The organism is Pelomonas parva (genome assembly GCF_043555835.1).
Lineage (GTDB): Bacteria > Pseudomonadota > Gammaproteobacteria > Burkholderiales > Burkholderiaceae_C > Pelomonas > Pelomonas parva.
In genome coordinates this window covers 67,258-82,857 of sequence record NZ_JBIGHV010000015.1, presented here as the reverse complement: position 1 = coordinate 82,857, position 15,600 = coordinate 67,258, and the positions used below count along the sequence as shown (strand labels likewise).

The 15,600-nt window shown below is 69.1% G+C and carries 11 protein-coding genes; 7 read left to right on the top strand and 4 right to left on the bottom strand.

From position 1 onward, the window contains the following. Window positions 1-75: 75 nt before the first annotated feature. The 7 genes from yicI to ACG00Y_RS27915 all read left to right on the top strand — a co-directional run bounded on the left by yicI (window position 76) and on the right by ACG00Y_RS27915 (window position 12,186). Window positions 76-2,346, top strand: coding sequence for an alpha-xylosidase (yicI, locus tag ACG00Y_RS27945; RefSeq protein ID WP_394484795.1), 2,271 nt, complete (start codon window positions 76-78; stop codon window positions 2,344-2,346). Between the two features lie 67 nt (window positions 2,347-2,413). After that, on the top strand, window positions 2,414-5,224 hold the full coding sequence (galA, locus tag ACG00Y_RS27940) for a beta-galactosidase GalA (RefSeq protein ID WP_394484793.1): 2,811 nt from the start codon (window positions 2,414-2,416) through the stop codon (window positions 5,222-5,224). Window positions 5,225-5,324: 100 nt separating this feature from the next. Further along, entirely contained in the window at window positions 5,325-7,043 is a 1,719-nt protein-coding gene (locus tag ACG00Y_RS27935; RefSeq protein ID WP_394484791.1) for a glycoside hydrolase family 9 protein, read from the top strand. A 19-nt stretch (window positions 7,044-7,062) separates the two neighbouring features. Next, window positions 7,063-8,616 (top strand): hypothetical protein, encoded by a 1,554-nt coding sequence (locus ACG00Y_RS27930; RefSeq protein WP_394484789.1) that lies wholly within the window; start codon window positions 7,063-7,065, stop codon window positions 8,614-8,616. Further along, window positions 8,613-10,139: a tetratricopeptide repeat protein gene (locus ACG00Y_RS27925; RefSeq protein ID WP_394484787.1), complete on the top strand. Its 1,527-nt coding sequence runs from the start codon at window positions 8,613-8,615 to the stop codon at window positions 10,137-10,139. Before ACG00Y_RS27930 ends, ACG00Y_RS27925 begins: the two co-directional genes overlap by 4 nt. Beyond that, window positions 10,136-11,452 carry an MFS transporter gene (locus ACG00Y_RS27920; protein WP_394484784.1) on the top strand — a complete coding sequence of 439 codons (1,317 nt, stop codon included), beginning with the start codon at window positions 10,136-10,138 and terminating at the stop codon, window positions 11,450-11,452. The genes ACG00Y_RS27925 and ACG00Y_RS27920 overlap by 4 nt, the downstream gene beginning before the upstream one ends. 5 nt (window positions 11,453-11,457) lie before the next feature. Next, complete coding sequence (locus ACG00Y_RS27915) at window positions 11,458-12,186, top strand: polysaccharide deacetylase family protein (RefSeq protein ID WP_394484782.1); 729 nt, start codon at window positions 11,458-11,460, stop codon at window positions 12,184-12,186. Window positions 12,187-12,235: 49 nt separating this feature from the next. Here ACG00Y_RS27915 and ACG00Y_RS27910 read toward each other — a convergent pair whose 3' ends face one another. The 4 genes from ACG00Y_RS27910 to ACG00Y_RS27895 are packed head-to-tail and all read right to left on the bottom strand — an operon-like array spanning window position 12,236 to window position 15,585. Next, window positions 12,236-13,006: a LytR/AlgR family response regulator transcription factor gene (locus tag ACG00Y_RS27910; protein ID WP_394484780.1), complete on the bottom strand. Its 771-nt coding sequence runs from the start codon at window positions 13,004-13,006 to the stop codon at window positions 12,236-12,238. After that, window positions 13,003-14,049, bottom strand: coding sequence for a histidine kinase (locus ACG00Y_RS27905; protein ID WP_394484778.1), 1,047 nt, complete (start codon window positions 14,047-14,049; stop codon window positions 13,003-13,005). The genes ACG00Y_RS27910 and ACG00Y_RS27905 overlap by 4 nt, the downstream gene beginning before the upstream one ends. Further along, window positions 14,046-15,146, bottom strand: a complete 1,101-nt coding sequence (locus ACG00Y_RS27900) for a sensor histidine kinase (protein ID WP_394484776.1) — start codon at window positions 15,144-15,146, stop codon at window positions 14,046-14,048. Before ACG00Y_RS27900 ends, ACG00Y_RS27905 begins: the two co-directional genes overlap by 4 nt. A 55-nt stretch (window positions 15,147-15,201) precedes the next feature. Continuing rightward, a complete protein-coding gene (locus tag ACG00Y_RS27895; protein ID WP_394484827.1) occupies window positions 15,202-15,585 on the bottom strand; it encodes a PilZ domain-containing protein in 384 nt (127 codons plus the stop codon). Window positions 15,586-15,600: the final 15 nt, after the last annotated feature.

Genomic DNA, 15,600 nt, shown 5'->3' with positions numbered 1-15,600 from the left:
AGGAGAACCACCACCGACAACAGCCAAGAGGCCGGCCTGCCGCCGGCCATCCGGAGACAACAAGGAACCACCCTCATGAAGTTCACTGACGGACAGTGGATGCTTCAGCCGGGCGTCGCCGCGCACTACGCGGCCGAGGCCTATTGCGTTGAAGTCCACGAAGACCGCCTCGTCGTGCTCGCCACGACCCGGCCCATCAAGCACCGCGGCGACACGCTGCAAGGCCCCACGCTGACCGTGACGCTCAGCTCGCCGCTGCCCGGCGTCATTCGCGTCAGCGTGGAGCACTACACCGCGTCCAGCGCGCCGCGCCTGCACATTCCGATGGTCGGCGCCGGCAAGTGCCCCGTGCAGATCGTCGACGGCGAGACCAAGGCCACGCTGACGTCCGGCTCGATCTCGGTCGACGTCAAGAAGGGCGACGGCTGGGCGCTGACCTTCCGCGAAGGTGACCGCGTCCTGACCAAGAGCGACTGGCGCGGCCTGGGCTACATCCAGTACGCCGGCAAGGGTAATTTCGTCCACGACCAACTCAACCTGGCCGTCGGCGAGAACGTCTACGGCTTGGGCGAGCGCTTCACGCCCTGGGTCAAGAACGGCCAGATCGTCGAGAACATCAACAAGGACGGCGGCACGGCCTGCGAGCAGGCCTACAAGAACGTGCCGTTCTACCTGACCAACCGCGGCTACGGCGTGCTCGTCAACGAGGCCGGCCCGGTGTCCTTCGAGGTCGGCTCGGAGAAGGTCGCGCGCGTTCAGTTCAGCCGCGAGGGCGAGAGCCTCGACTACTGCGTCATTGCTGGCCCTACGCCCAAGGAAGTTGTCGGCCGGTTGACAGCGCTGACAGGCCGCTCGCCGCTGCCGCCGGCCTGGAGCTTCGGCCTGTGGATGACGACCTCGTTCACGACGCAATACGACGAGGCGACGGCCACCCACTTCATCGACGAGATGAAGCGCCGCGACCTGCCGCTGGCCGTCTTCCACTTCGACTGCTTCTGGATGCGCGAGTTCCAGTGGTGCGACTTCGCCTGGGACCCGCGCGGCTTCCCCGAGCCCGAAGCCATGCTGGCGCGCCTGCATGCCAAGGGCTTGAAGATCAGCTTGTGGATCAACCCCTACGTGGCGCAGAAGTCGCCGCTGTTCGCTGAAGGCGTCAAGAACGGCTACTTCATCAAGCGCACCAACGGTCTCACGTTCCAGACCGACCAGTGGCAGCCCGGCATGGCCATCGTGGACTTCACGAACCCTGCGGCCAAGGCCTGGTACCAGAGCCACCTGCGTCGCCTGCTGGCCCAGGGCGCCGATTGCTTCAAGACCGACTTCGGCGAGCGCATCCCGAGCGAGGGCGTGACCTACTTCGACGGCTCCGACCCCGTCGAGATGCACAACCTCTACGCGCTGCACTACAACCAGGCCGTGTTCGAGCTGCTGGAAGAAGTGCAGGGCAAGGACGCCATCGTCTTCGCCCGCTCGACCTACGCCTCCGGCCAGCGCTTCCCCGTGCACTGGGGCGGCGACTGCTGGAGTACCTTCGAGTCCATGGCCGAGAGCCTGCGTGGCGGCCTGTCGCTCACGACCAGCGGCTTCGCCTTCTGGAGCCACGACATCGGCGGCTTCGAGGGCAACCCGCCGCCGGCCGTCTACAAGCGCTGGATCCAGTTTGGCCTGATGTCCTCGCACAGCCGCCTGCACGGCAGCAGCTCGTACCGGGTGCCATGGCTCGTGGACGAAGAGAGCTGCGACGTGCTGCGCGCCTTCACGCAGCTCAAGCATCGGCTCATGCCCTACCTCTACGCCAAGGCTCACGAGGCGACCGAGACGGGCGTGCCGCTGATGCGCGCGATGCTCTTGGAGCATCCCCACGACCCGGCTTGCGCGCCGCTGGACCGGCAGTACCAGCTGGGCGAGTCGCTGCTCGTCGCGCCCGTCTTCACCGAAGACGGCAGCGTGGACTTCTACCTGCCCGAGGGCACGTGGACCCACCTGCTCAACGGCGAGAAGAAGCAGGGCGGCCGCTGGCACCGCGATACGCATGGCTTCCTGTCCATGCCGCTCTACGCGGCGCCGGGCAGCGTCATTGCCTGGGGCGCAGAGACCGAGAAGCCGGACTACGACTACGCCAGCGGCACCGTGCTGCGCGTGTTCGAGCTGGCCGATGGCGCCAGCGCGGCCTTCACGGTCGTGGGCCTGGACGGCGGCGTCGCGGCACGCGGCACGGTCAGCCGCAGCGACGGGCAGTACACGGCCAACGTCACCGAAGGCGCGTTGCGCGACTGGGGCCTGGAGGTCGACGGCAAGCGCAGCCCGGTGCTTGCTGAAGGTGCCTCGCTGAGCTGGACGGCCTGACCGGCTGACCCGCCCCAAGCCGGTCGATGCTCAGGCGTCCACCGGCCCATTGCTTGATGGAGTGACCATGGCCTGGCGTCGCGTTCTGTTGATGGTGTTGCTGGCCGTGACCAGCCTGGCTCATGCGAGCCCCCGCGAGCGCCTGTCGCTCGACCAGGGCTGGCTTTTCCACAAGGGCGACATCCCCATGCCGCCCGTCAAGGGCCATGGCGCCTCGTACAACTACGCCAAGGCCGGCGGCGCCGTCGGCCCCGCGGGCGCCAACTTCGACGACTCAAGCTGGCGCCGGCTGGACCTGCCGCATGACTGGGCCGTCGAAGGCGGCTTCAACCCCAACGAGAACATCTCGCAGGGCTACCGCGAACGCGGCATCGGCTGGTACCGGCGCTACTTCCAGCTGCCCGTCACCGACCGCGGCCGCCACATCGAGCTGCAGTTCGACGCCATCGCCACACACAGCACGGTCTGGGTCAATGGCAACGTCGTCAATCGCAACTGGTCGGGCTACAACGGCCGCAACATCGACATCACGCCCTATCTGCGCTACGGCGAGGACGTGAACAACATCGCCGTGCGCGTGGACGCCGACGCGATGGAGGGCTGGTGGTACGAGGGCGCCGGCATCTACCGCCACACCTGGCTGGTCAAGCGCAACGCCGTGCACATCGCCACCGATGGCATCCATGCCAACCCGGTCAGCACCGATGGCAAGCGCTGGTCGCTGCCGGTCGAGATCGAGGTGAACAGCAGCGGCAAGGCGGCGCAGGACGCCGAGGTGGAGGTGACGTTGATCGACCCGGCCGGGAAGGAAGTTGCACGCTCGCGAAGCAAGGTGCGTGTGCAGCCACTGGGCATGAGCACGGCCAAGCTGCAACTCCCCATCAAGCAGCCGCGGCTGTGGACGTTGAAGGACCCCAAGCTCTACCGAGTTCGTGCTCGCCTGGCTGCGGGCCAGGGCACGGATGAAGCCGAGATCAAGACTGGCTTCCGCACCATCCGCTTCGACGCCGAGAGGGGCTTCTTCTTGAATGGCCAGCACGTCAAGCTGCAAGGCGTCTGCATCCATCAGGACCATGCAGGTGTGGGCGTCGCCGTGCCCGAGGCCATCTGGGAATTCCGGCTGCGGCGGCTCAAGGAGATGGGCGTCAACGCCATCCGCTTCTCCCACAACGCCCCGGCCGCCGAGGTGCTGGACATGGCCGACCGCATGGGCCTGCTGGTGATGGACGAGAACCGCAACTTCAACCCCTCGCCCGACTACATGCAGCAGCTCACCTGGCTGGTGAAGCGCGACCGCAACCACCCCAGCGTCATCCTGTGGTCCGTCTTCAACGAGGAGCCCATGCAGGGCACCGAGGTGGGCTACGAGATGGTTCGCCGCATGGTGGCGGCCGTGAAGGCGCTGGACGCCACCCGCCCCGTGACAGCGGCGATGAACGGCGGCCTTTTTGCCGACATCAACGTGTCCCAGGCCGTCGACGTGGTCGGCTTCAACTACCAGATCAAGGACTACGACCGCTTCCACCAGGCCAACCCCAAGCTGCCGCTGACCAGCTCGGAAGACACCTCCGCCTTCATGTCGCGCGGCGAGTTCAAGACCGACCGCGCCCGCAACATCATGGCCTCGGACGACACCGAGGCCGCCTACTGGGGCAACACCCACCGGCAGGCCTGGAAGGCCATCGCCGAGCGGCCCTTCATCGCCGGCGGCTTCGTCTGGACCGGCTTCGACTACCGCGGCGAACCCACGCCCTTCGAGTGGCCCAGCGCCAGCTCCTTCTTCGGCGCGATGGACTTGTGCGGCTTTGCCAAGACGGCGTTCTGGCTGCATCGCGCGCAGTGGGTGAAGCTGGAAGACGCGCCCGTCATCAAGATCGCGCCGCATTGGAACTGGGCGGGGCAGGAGGGCCAGAACCAGCGCGTCATGGTGCTGAGCAATGCGCCGCGTGTGCGACTGCTGCTCAACGGCAAGGTGGTGGACGAGCGCGATGTCGACCCCTTCGAGATGGTCAGCTTCGACGTGGCCTACGCGCCCGGCAAGCTGGAGGCCGTCGCGCTGAAGGGTGGTGCCGAGCTTGCCCGCGACGTCGTCGAGACCAGCGGCGCGCCCGTGCGCCTGCTGCTGACGCCCGACCGCAAGGCGCTGGCCGGCGACGGCCTGGACGCCATGCCCGTCACCGTCAGCGCGTTGGACGCCCAAGGCCGGCCCGTGCCGACCGCCAACGTTAAGGTGCGCTTCGAGCTGAGCGGCGCGGCCAGCATCATCGGCGTGGGCAATGGCGACCCGAACTCGCACGAGTCCGAGAAGGCGCCCGAGCGCAGCCTCTACAACGGGCTGGCCCAGGTCATCCTGCAGAGCCGCCGCGCCGGCACGGGCGAGCTGAAGTTGCGCGCGCTCGCCGACGGCTTGCAGCCTGCCGAGATCACTCTCGCCGTGCAGGCCATCTCCACGCCGCCGGCAGTGGCCGCCGCCGAGCCCGTGACGCAGCTGCTGTACTGGCGCATCTCGCCCGCGCAGGCCGCACAACCTGACCCCAATGTCCAGCTCGCCGACAACGACATGAACACCTGGGGCTGGGGCGAGGTGCCGATCAAGCAGGCCGCCGAGTCGCCTGCCTGGCGGCTGTACCGCACCGACTTGCGCCTGCGCGCCGACCTCAACGACGGCCGCGCCCGCCTCGTCTTCCGCGAGCTGGCTGGCAAGGCGCAGGTGTGGCTGGCGGGGGTGAAGCTTGGCGAGAAGACGACCGCTGCGCCGGCCGAGTTCTCCGTGCTGCTGCCCACGGGCACAACGCAGCGGCAGCTGACGGTGATGATCGAGTCCGACCCCGCGCAGTCTTCCGGTGTGCGCGGCAAGGTCGTCGTGGTGAAGCCATGACGGCCGTTTGGACAGCGGTATCCTGCCGGCCTGGCTGCAATTGCCTGCAGGCCCGTGGCGGCAGCGGCGCGGCCCACAACATCAACGAGACAGTCACCCCATGAAGCGACAGATTCTTTGTGCCGGCCTGCTGGCCGCCAGCCTGGCTCAGGCTCAAACCGACGGCATCGCCGTCAACCAGGTCGGCTACCTGCCCGGTGCGGCCAAGCTGGCCGCCGTGCCCGCCGGGGATGCGGCGGCCTTCACCGTGGTCGATGCCGACACCGGCCGATCCGTGCTGAGCGGCAGCCTCGGCGCCGCCGCTCGCTGGGCGCCGGCCGGCCAGGACGTGCGCCTGGCCGACTTCTCCGCGCTGAATGCCCCCGGCCGCTATCGCCTGCAGGTCAAGGGCCTGCCCGACTCGCCGCCCTTCGTCGTCGCGGCCGATGCCTACGCCGCCGTCAACGCCGCGTCCATCAAGGCCTTCTACTTCAACCGCGCCAGCACGCCGCTGCTGCCCCAGCACGCCGGCCGCTGGGCGCGTCCCGCAGGCCACGCCGACGACAAGGTCCTGGTGCATTCATCGGCGGCCAGCGCCGCGCGTCCCGAGGGCAGCGTCATCAGCTCGCCCAAGGGCTGGTATGACGCGGGCGACTACAACAAGTACATCGTCAACTCCGGCATCACCGTCTACACGCTGCTGGCCGCCTACGAGCAGTTCCCGGCGCTGTTCAAGGCGCAGAACCTCAACATCCCCGAGAGCGGCAACGCGTTGCCCGACCTGCTCGACGAGGTGCTGTGGAACCTCGAATGGATGCTGACGATGCAGGACCCGGCCGACGGCGGCGTCTATCACAAGCTCACCAACAAGAGCTTCGACGGCAACCAGATGCCGCACCAGACCAAGGGCGAGCGCTACGTCGTGGCCAAGGGCACCGCAGCCGCGCTGGACTTCGCTGCCGTGATGGCGCATGCCAGCCGCATCTACAAGCCTTTCGAGTCGCAACGGCCGGGCCTGTCTGCCCGCCTGCGCGAGGCCTCCGTGGCCGCCTGGAAATGGGCCCGCGCCAACCCGCAGCTCGCCTACAAGAACCCACCCGACGTGCGCACCGGCGAGTACGGCGACGCCAAGCTCGACGACGAGTTCGCCTGGGCTGCGGCCGAGCTCTACCTGACCACCGGCGAGGCCGGCTACCGCGACGCGCTGGCGCTGGACCGCCAGACCGTGCGCGTGCCCGGCTGGGGCGATGTGGGCGGCCTGGCCTGGGTGAGCCTGGCCCAGAACCGCGACAAGCTCGCCAAGGCCGACGCCGACCTCGTGACCCAGCGCGTGCGCGCCTTCGGCGACGAACTCGCTGCCACCTGGAAGGCCTCGGCCTACCGGCTGACGATGGCGGCGCCCACCGACTTCGTCTGGGGCAGCAACGCCCATGCGTTGAACCAGGCGCTGATGCTGATCCAGTCCTACCGCCTCGGCAACGACCGCGTGCAGCTGGACGCCGCGCAGTCAGTGCTCGACTACGTGCTGGGCCGCAACCCGTTGGGCATGAGCTACGTGACCGGCTTCGGCACCAAGGCGCCCATGCACCCGCACCACCGGCCGTCCGAGGCCGACGGCATCGATGCGCCTGTGCCCGGCTTCATCGTCGGCGGCCCCAACCCCGGCCAGCAGGACCAAAAGAACTGCCCGCCCTATCCGTCCAAGCTGCCGGCGCTTTCCTACATCGACCACGGCTGCAGCTACGCGGCCAACGAGGTCGCCATCAACTGGAACGCGCCGCTGGTTTATGTGTCGGCGGCCCTCCAGGCGCTGACACCGAAGGCGCCAGCGGCGCGATAAGCAGGGGCGTGCCGAGACGATGAAGAACTGCGGAACGATCTCGGCGCTGCTCGTGCTGGCGCTGCTGTGGGCCCTGCCTGCGGGCGCGGCGCAGTGGCTGCGCGCCGAGTCGCCGCACTTCCGCGTGCTGGCGCGCAACAACAAGTCCATCCTGCAGGACCGCGTGCAGGACCTGGAGCGGCTGCACAGCGTGATGCTGCTGACCCTGGGCGTGTCCGAGGGTCAGGCGCCGCCTCGCCCGCCATTCGAGATCGCCATGAAGGACGACGAGGCCTTCATCGCCGACATCTATCCGCATCTGCGTGATCGGGCCGCCGGCGTGTTCAGCAGCAGCGTCGACGGTGCCCGCGCGTTCGCGGCCGTCAGGTCATTCCGTGGCAGCAGGGATGGCGCAGACAAGGTGCTCTCCCACGAGTACGCCCACCGCGTGATGGCGCAGTACGCCCGCATCCGCTACCCGGCCTGGTATGTCGAGGGCTTTGCCAGCTACTTCGGCGCGACACGCATCGACAGCGAAGGCGTCGAGGTCGGCGCCGCCGATGCGGGCAGGCTGTGGGTGTTGAAAGAAAGGCCGTGGCTGGAGCCGGCCCAGTTGCTCCAGCCCGGCTTCGAGGCCACCGGGCAGAAAGGCATCGACGACAGCAGATTCGATGCGTTCTACGCCCAGGGCTGGCTGCTGACGCATTACCTGCTGTCCGACAGCGGCCGCACCCAGCGCTTCAACGACTACTTCCGCCGCATCGCTGCCGGCGAGGACGCCGTGGCGGCCTTCGAACCCGCCACCGGCATCGCGTTGAATCGGCTCAATGACGAACTGCGCCGCCACAGCGCCGAGCTGTTCGCCGCGCGCATCCCGGCGAGCGCCCTGCCGGCCGTGACGGTGCAGGTGACCGAGCTGACCGTCGAGCAGGCCGAAAGCGAACTCGACGCGATGATCATTGCGACCCGCCCGCAGGCCGAGCATGGCAAGGCCGTGCTGCAGCGTCTGCAGGGCCGGGTCGACAAGGCCGGCGGCGAGAAGGCGCCCGAGGCGATGCGCTGGGCGCTGGCCTATGCCGAGATCCTCTATGGAGATGCCGACCGCGCGCTGCTGATCCTCGCCCCCTGGGCACGGCAGGAAGAGGCGCCCTTCGAGGCCAACCGCCTACTCGGCTTGGCCTGGTTCGCCGAGGCCGCGCGCTCGAAGGGGGCGGAGGAGGACGAAGCGTTTGCCCAGGCGCGCGCCTTCATGATGCGGGCCTACAAGCAGCGCCGCAACGATGCGCCCACGTTGTACTGGCTGGCACGCCTGCTCTACGTCAAAGGGCCGAGCGCCAGCCTCAGCAATGCCGCTGAGGCCGCCAGCGCGCTGGAACCGCAGATCGCCGAATACGCGCGCCTGGCCGTCGACGTTCACCTGAAGGCCGGGCACCGCGACAAGGCCGTGCGCCCCCTGCAAGCCATGGCCAACAACCCGCATGGCGGCGCACTCACCGAGCGCGCCCGCGCCGCGCTGCAAGCCCTGCAAGCCAACGAAGACGCAGAGCGCGTCCTCACCCTGCTGTACGGCAGCAAGCAGCCCGCTTTGCCATGAACCGCCTCTTCCGCCCATCACGTGCTGCTGCCGTGCTGCTGGCGCTGGCCGGCGCCCTGGCCTGGGCCGCGCCCGCATGGGCTGCGCAGCCCTGGCTGCGCGCCGAGAGTCGCCACTTCAGCCTGCTGGCGCAGACCTCCGAGGCCACCGCCCGCAAGCGGCTGGCGGAACTGGAGCGCCAGCAAAGCCTCATGCTGATGGCGCTGGGTGTGCCGGAGCGGGGGGCGCGCTCGCCCGCGCCGCTGTTGTTGGTGAGCGACCCTGCGCTGATCGCTCGGGTGGATGGCACGGGGAGGCCGAACCTTCACGCCATGACCGGCGCCACCGTGGACGGCTTCCCGCTAGTGGCGCTCGATGTCGCCACCGTTGCAGTCAATCCGTTGCTGTTCGTGAATGCCCACCGGGTCTCGCGGCGGTTTGCAAGGGCCGGCCAGCCGGACTGGTACTCCTCGGGCTTGGGCAACTATTTCGGCAACGTGAGCTTTGGCGCTGATGCCGTCGAGATCGGTGGCATCGACACCTTCCTGACCCAACTGGAAGGGCGGCGCTGGATGGACCTCGCCGAGGTGCTGAAGTCGGGCGAGGTGCCGAGCCATCAACAAGAGATCTACACCGCACAGGCCTGGCTGTTGACGCACTACGCCCATTCCGACGTGGACCGGCTGCCGCGTTTCAATGCCTACCTCCAACGCGTTGCAGTCGGCGAAGACGCGCTGGCGGCGCTGGAGCCGGCCACCGGCCTGTCGGTCGATGCCCTCACGCGAGAGCTGCGCCGGCACTTGCGCAAGCTCGGTGTCGTCCACCTGCCGACGGGCAAGGCGCCCGACATTCGCATCACAGCCGTGGCCGAGGCGCAGGCGCTGGCCGAGGTGGATGCCATCGCCATCGCTGCGTGGCCGACTGCCGAGACCGGCAAGTCCTTGCTGCAAAGCCTGCGCGACCGCGTGGCGCAGGCGGGTGGCGAGCAGGCGCCCGACGTCATGCGCTGGGCACTGGCCTATGCGGAAACCCGCTTCGGCGACCCCGAGCGCGCCTTGCTGCTGCTGTCGCCCTGGGCGCGTCAGGACCCCGCGCCCTTCGAGGCCAACCGGCTGCTGGGTTGGGCCTGGCTGGCCGAGGCCGAGCGCTCGCAGGGGGCGGACCGCGATCTGGCGCTGAAACAGGCGCGCGCCTTCCTGGTCACGGCCCACAAGCAGCGCCCGGACGACGCGCCCACGCTCTACCACCTGGCCCGGGCACTGCAGGCCGCCGGCAACACCAGTGTGACCCTGAGCAATGTGGCGGAGGCGGCCGCGCTGCTGGAGCCCTCGGTCACTGCCTACACCGAACTCGCGGCGCAGGCGCATTTGCAGACGGGCGACCGTGCCCGGGCGCTGCGCAGCCTGCGGGCGCTTGTGTCCTCCAAGGCCAAGGACGAACAAGCCAATGCCCGCGCCGCCCTGCTGGCACTGCAATCCAACGAAACGCCCGCCACCGCCCTTGCCCTGTTGAACGCCCCGAAGAAGCCCAACAAAAAACCATGACACAACCCCAACGCCACCTGCTCACCTGGGTGCCCTCGCTCTACCTGGCCATGGGCTTGCCCAATGTGATGGTCGGCGTCGTCGCGGCCATCATCTACAAGAACCTGGGCGTCTCCAACGAGGACATCGCGCTCTACACCTCGCAGATGTACCTGCCCTGGGTGCTCAAGCCGCTGTGGGCGCCGCTGCTGGAGGCCTACCGCAGCAAGCGCTTCTGGGTCATCAGCATGGAGTTCACGATGGCCGCCGGCCTCGCCCTCGTGGCACTGGTCCTGCCGCTGGAGGGCTTCTTCAAGCTGTCGCTGGCCTTCTTCTGGCTCGTCGGCTTCGCGTCCGCCACGCAGGACACCTGCGCCGACGGCGTGTTCATGACCACCGCCTCCAAGCGCGACCAGGCGCGCTACGCCGGCCTGCAAGGCATGTGCTGGAACATGGGCGCCGTCATCGGCTCCGGCCTGTTCGTGTCGCTGACGGGTTACCTGCACAACCACATGGGCATGAGCTGGGTGCAGTGCTGGGTCATCGTCGTGTCGCTGGCCGCCGGTGCCATGGCGCTGGCGGGCCTGTGGCACTGGCGCGTGCTGCCGCCGGGTGCGCCGTCCACGTTGCAGGGCCAGGGCTTGGCCGTCGGCATGACCGGCATGCGCGAGGCCTGGGTCACCTTCTTCAAGAAGCCGCAGATCTGGATGATGTTGGCCGTCATCTTCTTCTACCGCTTCGCCGAAGGCTTCATCGAGAAGTTCGGCCCGCTGTTCCTGCTCGACTCGACGAGTGCGGGCGGCCTGGGCCTGGGCAACGAGGCGCTCGGCCACATCAACGGCACCGTCGGCACGCTGGCCTTCATCGCGGGAGCCTTCCTGGGCGGCTTCCTCGTCGCCAAGCGCACCTTGCCGCGCAGCTTTTTCACGCTGGCGCTGGTGCTGAACATTCCGCACCTGACCTATTTCTACCTCGCGCAGACGATGCCGACCGACCCGGTCATCATTGGCGCCATCGTCGCCATCGAGAAGTTCGGCTTCGGCATGGGCTCGGTGGGCCACATGCTGTACATGATGCAGCAGGTCGCCCCGGGCCCGTTCCGCATGGCCCACTACGCGATGGCCACCGGCGTCATGGCGCTCACCAAATGGAGCACTGGCACGGTCAGCGGCTTCATGTGGAACCTGGTGGACCACAACTACCTGAGCTTCTTCGGCTGGGTGCTGGTCTTCTCCGTCCCGCCGGTCATCCTGGCCTGGCTGGCGCCGTTCCCGCATGACCATGAGGAGGCTGGCGAGGTCAATGGGCAGGCAGCGCCGGCCGGGGGGCATTGAGGATGATGAAGCCGCTGCTGACCATGGCCATTGCGACCCTCACCGCGGCAGCCACCGCTGCCGAACCCACCTGCGGCGCCGATGTGCTTGGCACGTCGCGCACCGTGACGCTCAAACGCGAGGGCGCGGCCTGGGGCACGGCTCAGCACGCCGCGCTGCCGGGCCTGGCGCCGGGCGAGGTCGTGTTGACCTTCGACGACGGTCCGCGGCCGGAGTCGACGCCGGCGGTGCTGAAGGCGCTCGCCGACCACTGCGTGAAGGCCACGTTCTTCATGAACGGCGAGCCGCTGACGCGACACCCGGCGCTGGCTCGCCAGGTTCGCGACGCCGGGCACACGGTGGGCATGCATGGCTACCGGCACGACAACTTCTCTCAGCTCCCGGCCGAAGACCAGGGCCGCGACCTGAAGGCCATGATGGCAGCCTACGTCGACGTCCTGGGCGAGGCACCGGCTTCCTACCGCTTCCCCTTCCTCGCCGAGTCGCCGGTGCTGCTCAAGGCGTTGGCGACGCTGGGCATCACCGTGATGTCGGTGGATGCCGGCGCCGAGGACTGGCTGCCCGACCAGACGCCTCAGATGCTCGCGGACAAGCTGTTAGGTCAGTTGGGCAGGAGCGGCGGCGGCATCGTGCTGCTGCATGACGCGCAGGATCAGACGGCGAGGGCGATGCCGTTCTTGCTGCAGGCGTTGAAGGGCAAGGGGTATCGGGTGGTGCATCTGCGCTGGGAGTGACGGTGCGGCGCATCGGAGGCTTTCAGAAAAGCTAACCGACCGCCGGCCCTCACATCTGCCGAAACAGATGCGCGCAGCTCTCCGCAACCAGCAGCATCTCGCTGCCATGCTTGAGCTTGATCTGCATGCGCCCGCGAAAGTCCCGGCTCACGCTGGCGATCGCGTTCACGTTCACCAGCGTGGAGCGGTGGATCTGCCAGAACTGCTGCGGGTCCAGCTCGTCGATGAGTTCCTTCAGTGGCTTGCGGATCAAGGCCTCGCCGTCCTTCAGCGCCAGCCGCGTGTACTTGTTGTCGCTCTGGAAGAACATCACCTCGTCCACCGTGATGAGGCGCAGCGTCTGCCCCACCGAGGCATTGATCCAGCGCAGCGGCGCCCGCGACGCCGACGGGGCAGGGCGGGCGCTGAGCTGCTCCAGCACGCCGCCCAGCGCTGCCGGTGGCTGGCCCTGGCCCAGGCGCGCCTTCAGCCGCGTGATGGCCGTGAACAGCCGCGCGCCGGCCAGCGGCTTGAGCAGGTAGTCCACCGCGCCCTGGTCAAAGGCAGCGACGGCGTACTGGTCGTAGGCCGTGACGAAGACCACGTGGCAGCGCCCGCCCACCTGCCGAGCCACGTCCAGGCCGGTCGCGCCGGGCATCTCGATGTCGAGGAAGAGGATGTCGGGGCGGTGCTGGTCCAGCAGGCGCAGTGCCTCCAGGCCGTCGGCTGCCTCGCCGACGATGCTCAGCTCGGGCCAGAGCCGGCCGAGCTGCTCGACCAGTTCGCCACGCAGGGCGGCTTCGTCCTCGGCAACGACAGCGGTGGGCGAGAAGGTGTTCATGACGGCAGTTGAAGCGTGAATTCGGTGCGGCCCTGGGCGCTGGTGCAGACGAGGGTGGCGCCCAGCACGACCAGGCGTTCGCGCAGCGCGGCCAGGTCCGCATCCTCGCTGCAGAGCCCCTCGTCATCGAAGGCCAGCGTGATGCGGCCGTCGGCCGTCAGCCAGCAGCGCTGCGGCCGGCCCAGGCGCAGTGCGCGCTGCACCAGCGGCAGCAGCAGCATCGACGGCAGCGGGGTCGCGCCGCGCGCGCCCAGCGTGCAGTCAAAGGCGGGCGGCTGGCCGTTGAGGTCGCGCAGCAAGTCCAGGTAGCTGGCGATCAGCTCGGCCTCGGCGGCCAGCGTCGTGCCGGCCTCGCGCAGCCGCGGCAGCGCCAGGCGCAGGTGGCGGATGAGCCGCTCCAGCCGGGCGCTGGCTGCCGGGTCCTGGCGGCCGTAGGCCTGCTCCACGGCGACCAGGGCATCGAACAGCAGGGCCGGGTCCATCTGCGCCTGCAGCGTCGCCAGGCGCGCCTCCAGGGCCTGGCGGCGCAGCTGGCTATGCTCGCGCAGCAGGTCTTGCGCGGCCTGGTCCTGCCGGCGGCGCAGGGTGCGGAACTCCAGCACGCCCACCAGCATCAGCGCCGGCATGGCGACCCACAGCGTGTCGCCGATGAGCGCGGAGATGCGGAACATGTTGCAGCTGGGCTTGCCGTGCTTGAGCGCGTACAGGTCGCAGATGGACGGCCAGGGCAGGGTGGCGGCCAGCGGGTAGATGACGGCGATGGTCAGCGCCGAACCCAGCAGCGTGGCGCCCACGAGGCGGGCGCGCCGTGCCGTGTGGATGGGGCTGCTGCGCGCGGCCGGCAACCAGCACAGCAGCAGCACGGCGCAGCTGACCACCGGCAGGCCCAGGTGGCGGCCCAGCACCTCGGGCAGGCGGCCGCCCACGTCGAGGTCCACCAGCGAGGTCAGGTCGATGGCGCCGAACAGCAGCGCTGCCACCACGAAGGTCAGGGCCTCGTAGGGGCGCAGCGAGCGCCAGGAGCGCCACACATGGCCGATCACTGGAGCGCCTCCGCGGGCAGCCGCACACGCGCCACGACGCCGCGCGGCTGCGCGGCCTCCAGCTCCAGCGCGGCCATATCGCCGAAGCGGGCGGCCAGCCGCGCCCGCGTGTTGGCCAGGCCCACGCCCGCGCCGCCGCTGGCCGCGCCGAAGCCCTGGCCGTTGTCCGCCACCTCGACCGTCAGCCCGCCACCGTCCGCCGGTGCCGCGCGGATCGCGATGCACCCGCCCTCCGGCAGCGGTGACAGGCCATGCTTGACGGCGTTCTCCACCAGCGTGGGCAGCACCAGCGTGGGCAGGCGGGCGTGCAGCAGCTCGGGCGGCGCGCTGATGTCGAAGGTCAGTCGCTCGCCCATGCGCATCTGCAGGATGGCCAGGTAGTGGCGCACCAGCTCCAGCTCGTCGGCCAGCGTCGACTCGTGCCGACGCATGGCGGGCAGCGCGGCGCGCAGGTAGGCGATGAGGGCCACCAGCATGTCGCGGCCGCGCTCGGGGCGGGTCTCGTACAGGCGCTTGACGTTGGCCAGCGTGTTGAACAGGAAGTGCGGCTCGATCTGCGCGTTCAGCGCCGACAGCTGGGCCTCGGTCTGCTGCGCCCGGAGCGCCTCGCGCTCGCGGAACAGCCGCGCCAGCTCGCCGCTGCCCTGGCGCTGCGCGCGGCTGACGAGCAGCAGCGCGTAGGCCATGCCGCCCAGCAACGCCCAGATGATGATGGTGGACAGCACCCAGCCGGGCTTGACGCGCATGCCGGGGTCGTCCATCACGGCGGCGAGGTAGCGCAGCCAGGTGCCCAGGCCGGCGCCCAGGCCCACGGCCAGTGCCTGCACGGCGAGCGCCGCCGGCAGCGGCCAGCGCCGCCCAGCCAGCACGGCCTCGGCCAGCGCCACCATCAGCAGCAGCGACAGCCCGGTGAGCAGGGACTGGCGGCTGAAGCGCACCAGTGCGAACAGCGAGTCTCCGAGCTGGGCGGCGTCCTTCTCGTCGAACCAGGTCAGCTGGCGCGACAGCGCGTACAGCAGGCAGAAGTAGTAGACCCCCGCCAGCATGCGCAGATTGCAGATGCGGCGAAAGGCTTGCAGCGGGGTCGGGTCCTCCATGCCGGCGATTCTCGGCGGCCGGCCGGCAGCTCGGCAGCGATGCGATGGACTGGGCTTATGCGGCCCTGGCTGCGGCGATCAGCGCCTTGAGTTCGCGCTCCGACGCCGCCGCGTCGCCCAGGTTGACCTCGATGAGGCGGCGCAGGTGGGTGATGGATTCCAGGTCGATGCTGCGGCAGAGCACGCCGGCGTGGCCGCCTTCGACGTGGGCCAGCTCGCCGGCCATCGCGATGAGGACATCGGCGTCGGCCTGGCCGAGGGGCAGTTTGACCAGGCAGGGCATGCCCGCCTGTGGCTGCGCACCTTCGGGCAGCTGCAGCAGCACGCCCTTCAGCGAGATGTCGATCACCTGGCAGCGCAGCAGTGCCTGCGTGGTGATCAGTTCGGCGCCGGCCGCAAAGGCGACGCGGGCAAATTGGCGGCGTTCGGTGTTGGTGATGATGCTCTCCCTGTG

Coding starts and splice junctions, on each gene's coding strand:
- ACG00Y_RS27900 (WP_394484776.1), bottom strand. CDS start 15,146: ATGGAGGACCCGACCCCGCTGCAAGCCTTTCGCCGCATCTGCAATCTG.
- ACG00Y_RS27920 (WP_394484784.1), top strand. CDS start 10,136: ATGACACAACCCCAACGCCACCTGCTCACCTGGGTGCCCTCGCTCTAC.
- yicI (WP_394484795.1), top strand. CDS start 76: ATGAAGTTCACTGACGGACAGTGGATGCTTCAGCCGGGCGTCGCCGCG.
- ACG00Y_RS27910 (WP_394484780.1), bottom strand. CDS start 13,006: ATGAACACCTTCTCGCCCACCGCTGTCGTTGCCGAGGACGAAGCCGCC.
- ACG00Y_RS27915 (WP_394484782.1), top strand. CDS start 11,458: ATGAAGCCGCTGCTGACCATGGCCATTGCGACCCTCACCGCGGCAGCC.
- ACG00Y_RS27935 (WP_394484791.1), top strand. CDS start 5,325: ATGAAGCGACAGATTCTTTGTGCCGGCCTGCTGGCCGCCAGCCTGGCT.
- ACG00Y_RS27925 (WP_394484787.1), top strand. CDS start 8,613: ATGAACCGCCTCTTCCGCCCATCACGTGCTGCTGCCGTGCTGCTGGCG.
- galA (WP_394484793.1), top strand. CDS start 2,414: ATGGCCTGGCGTCGCGTTCTGTTGATGGTGTTGCTGGCCGTGACCAGC.
- ACG00Y_RS27930 (WP_394484789.1), top strand. CDS start 7,063: ATGAAGAACTGCGGAACGATCTCGGCGCTGCTCGTGCTGGCGCTGCTG.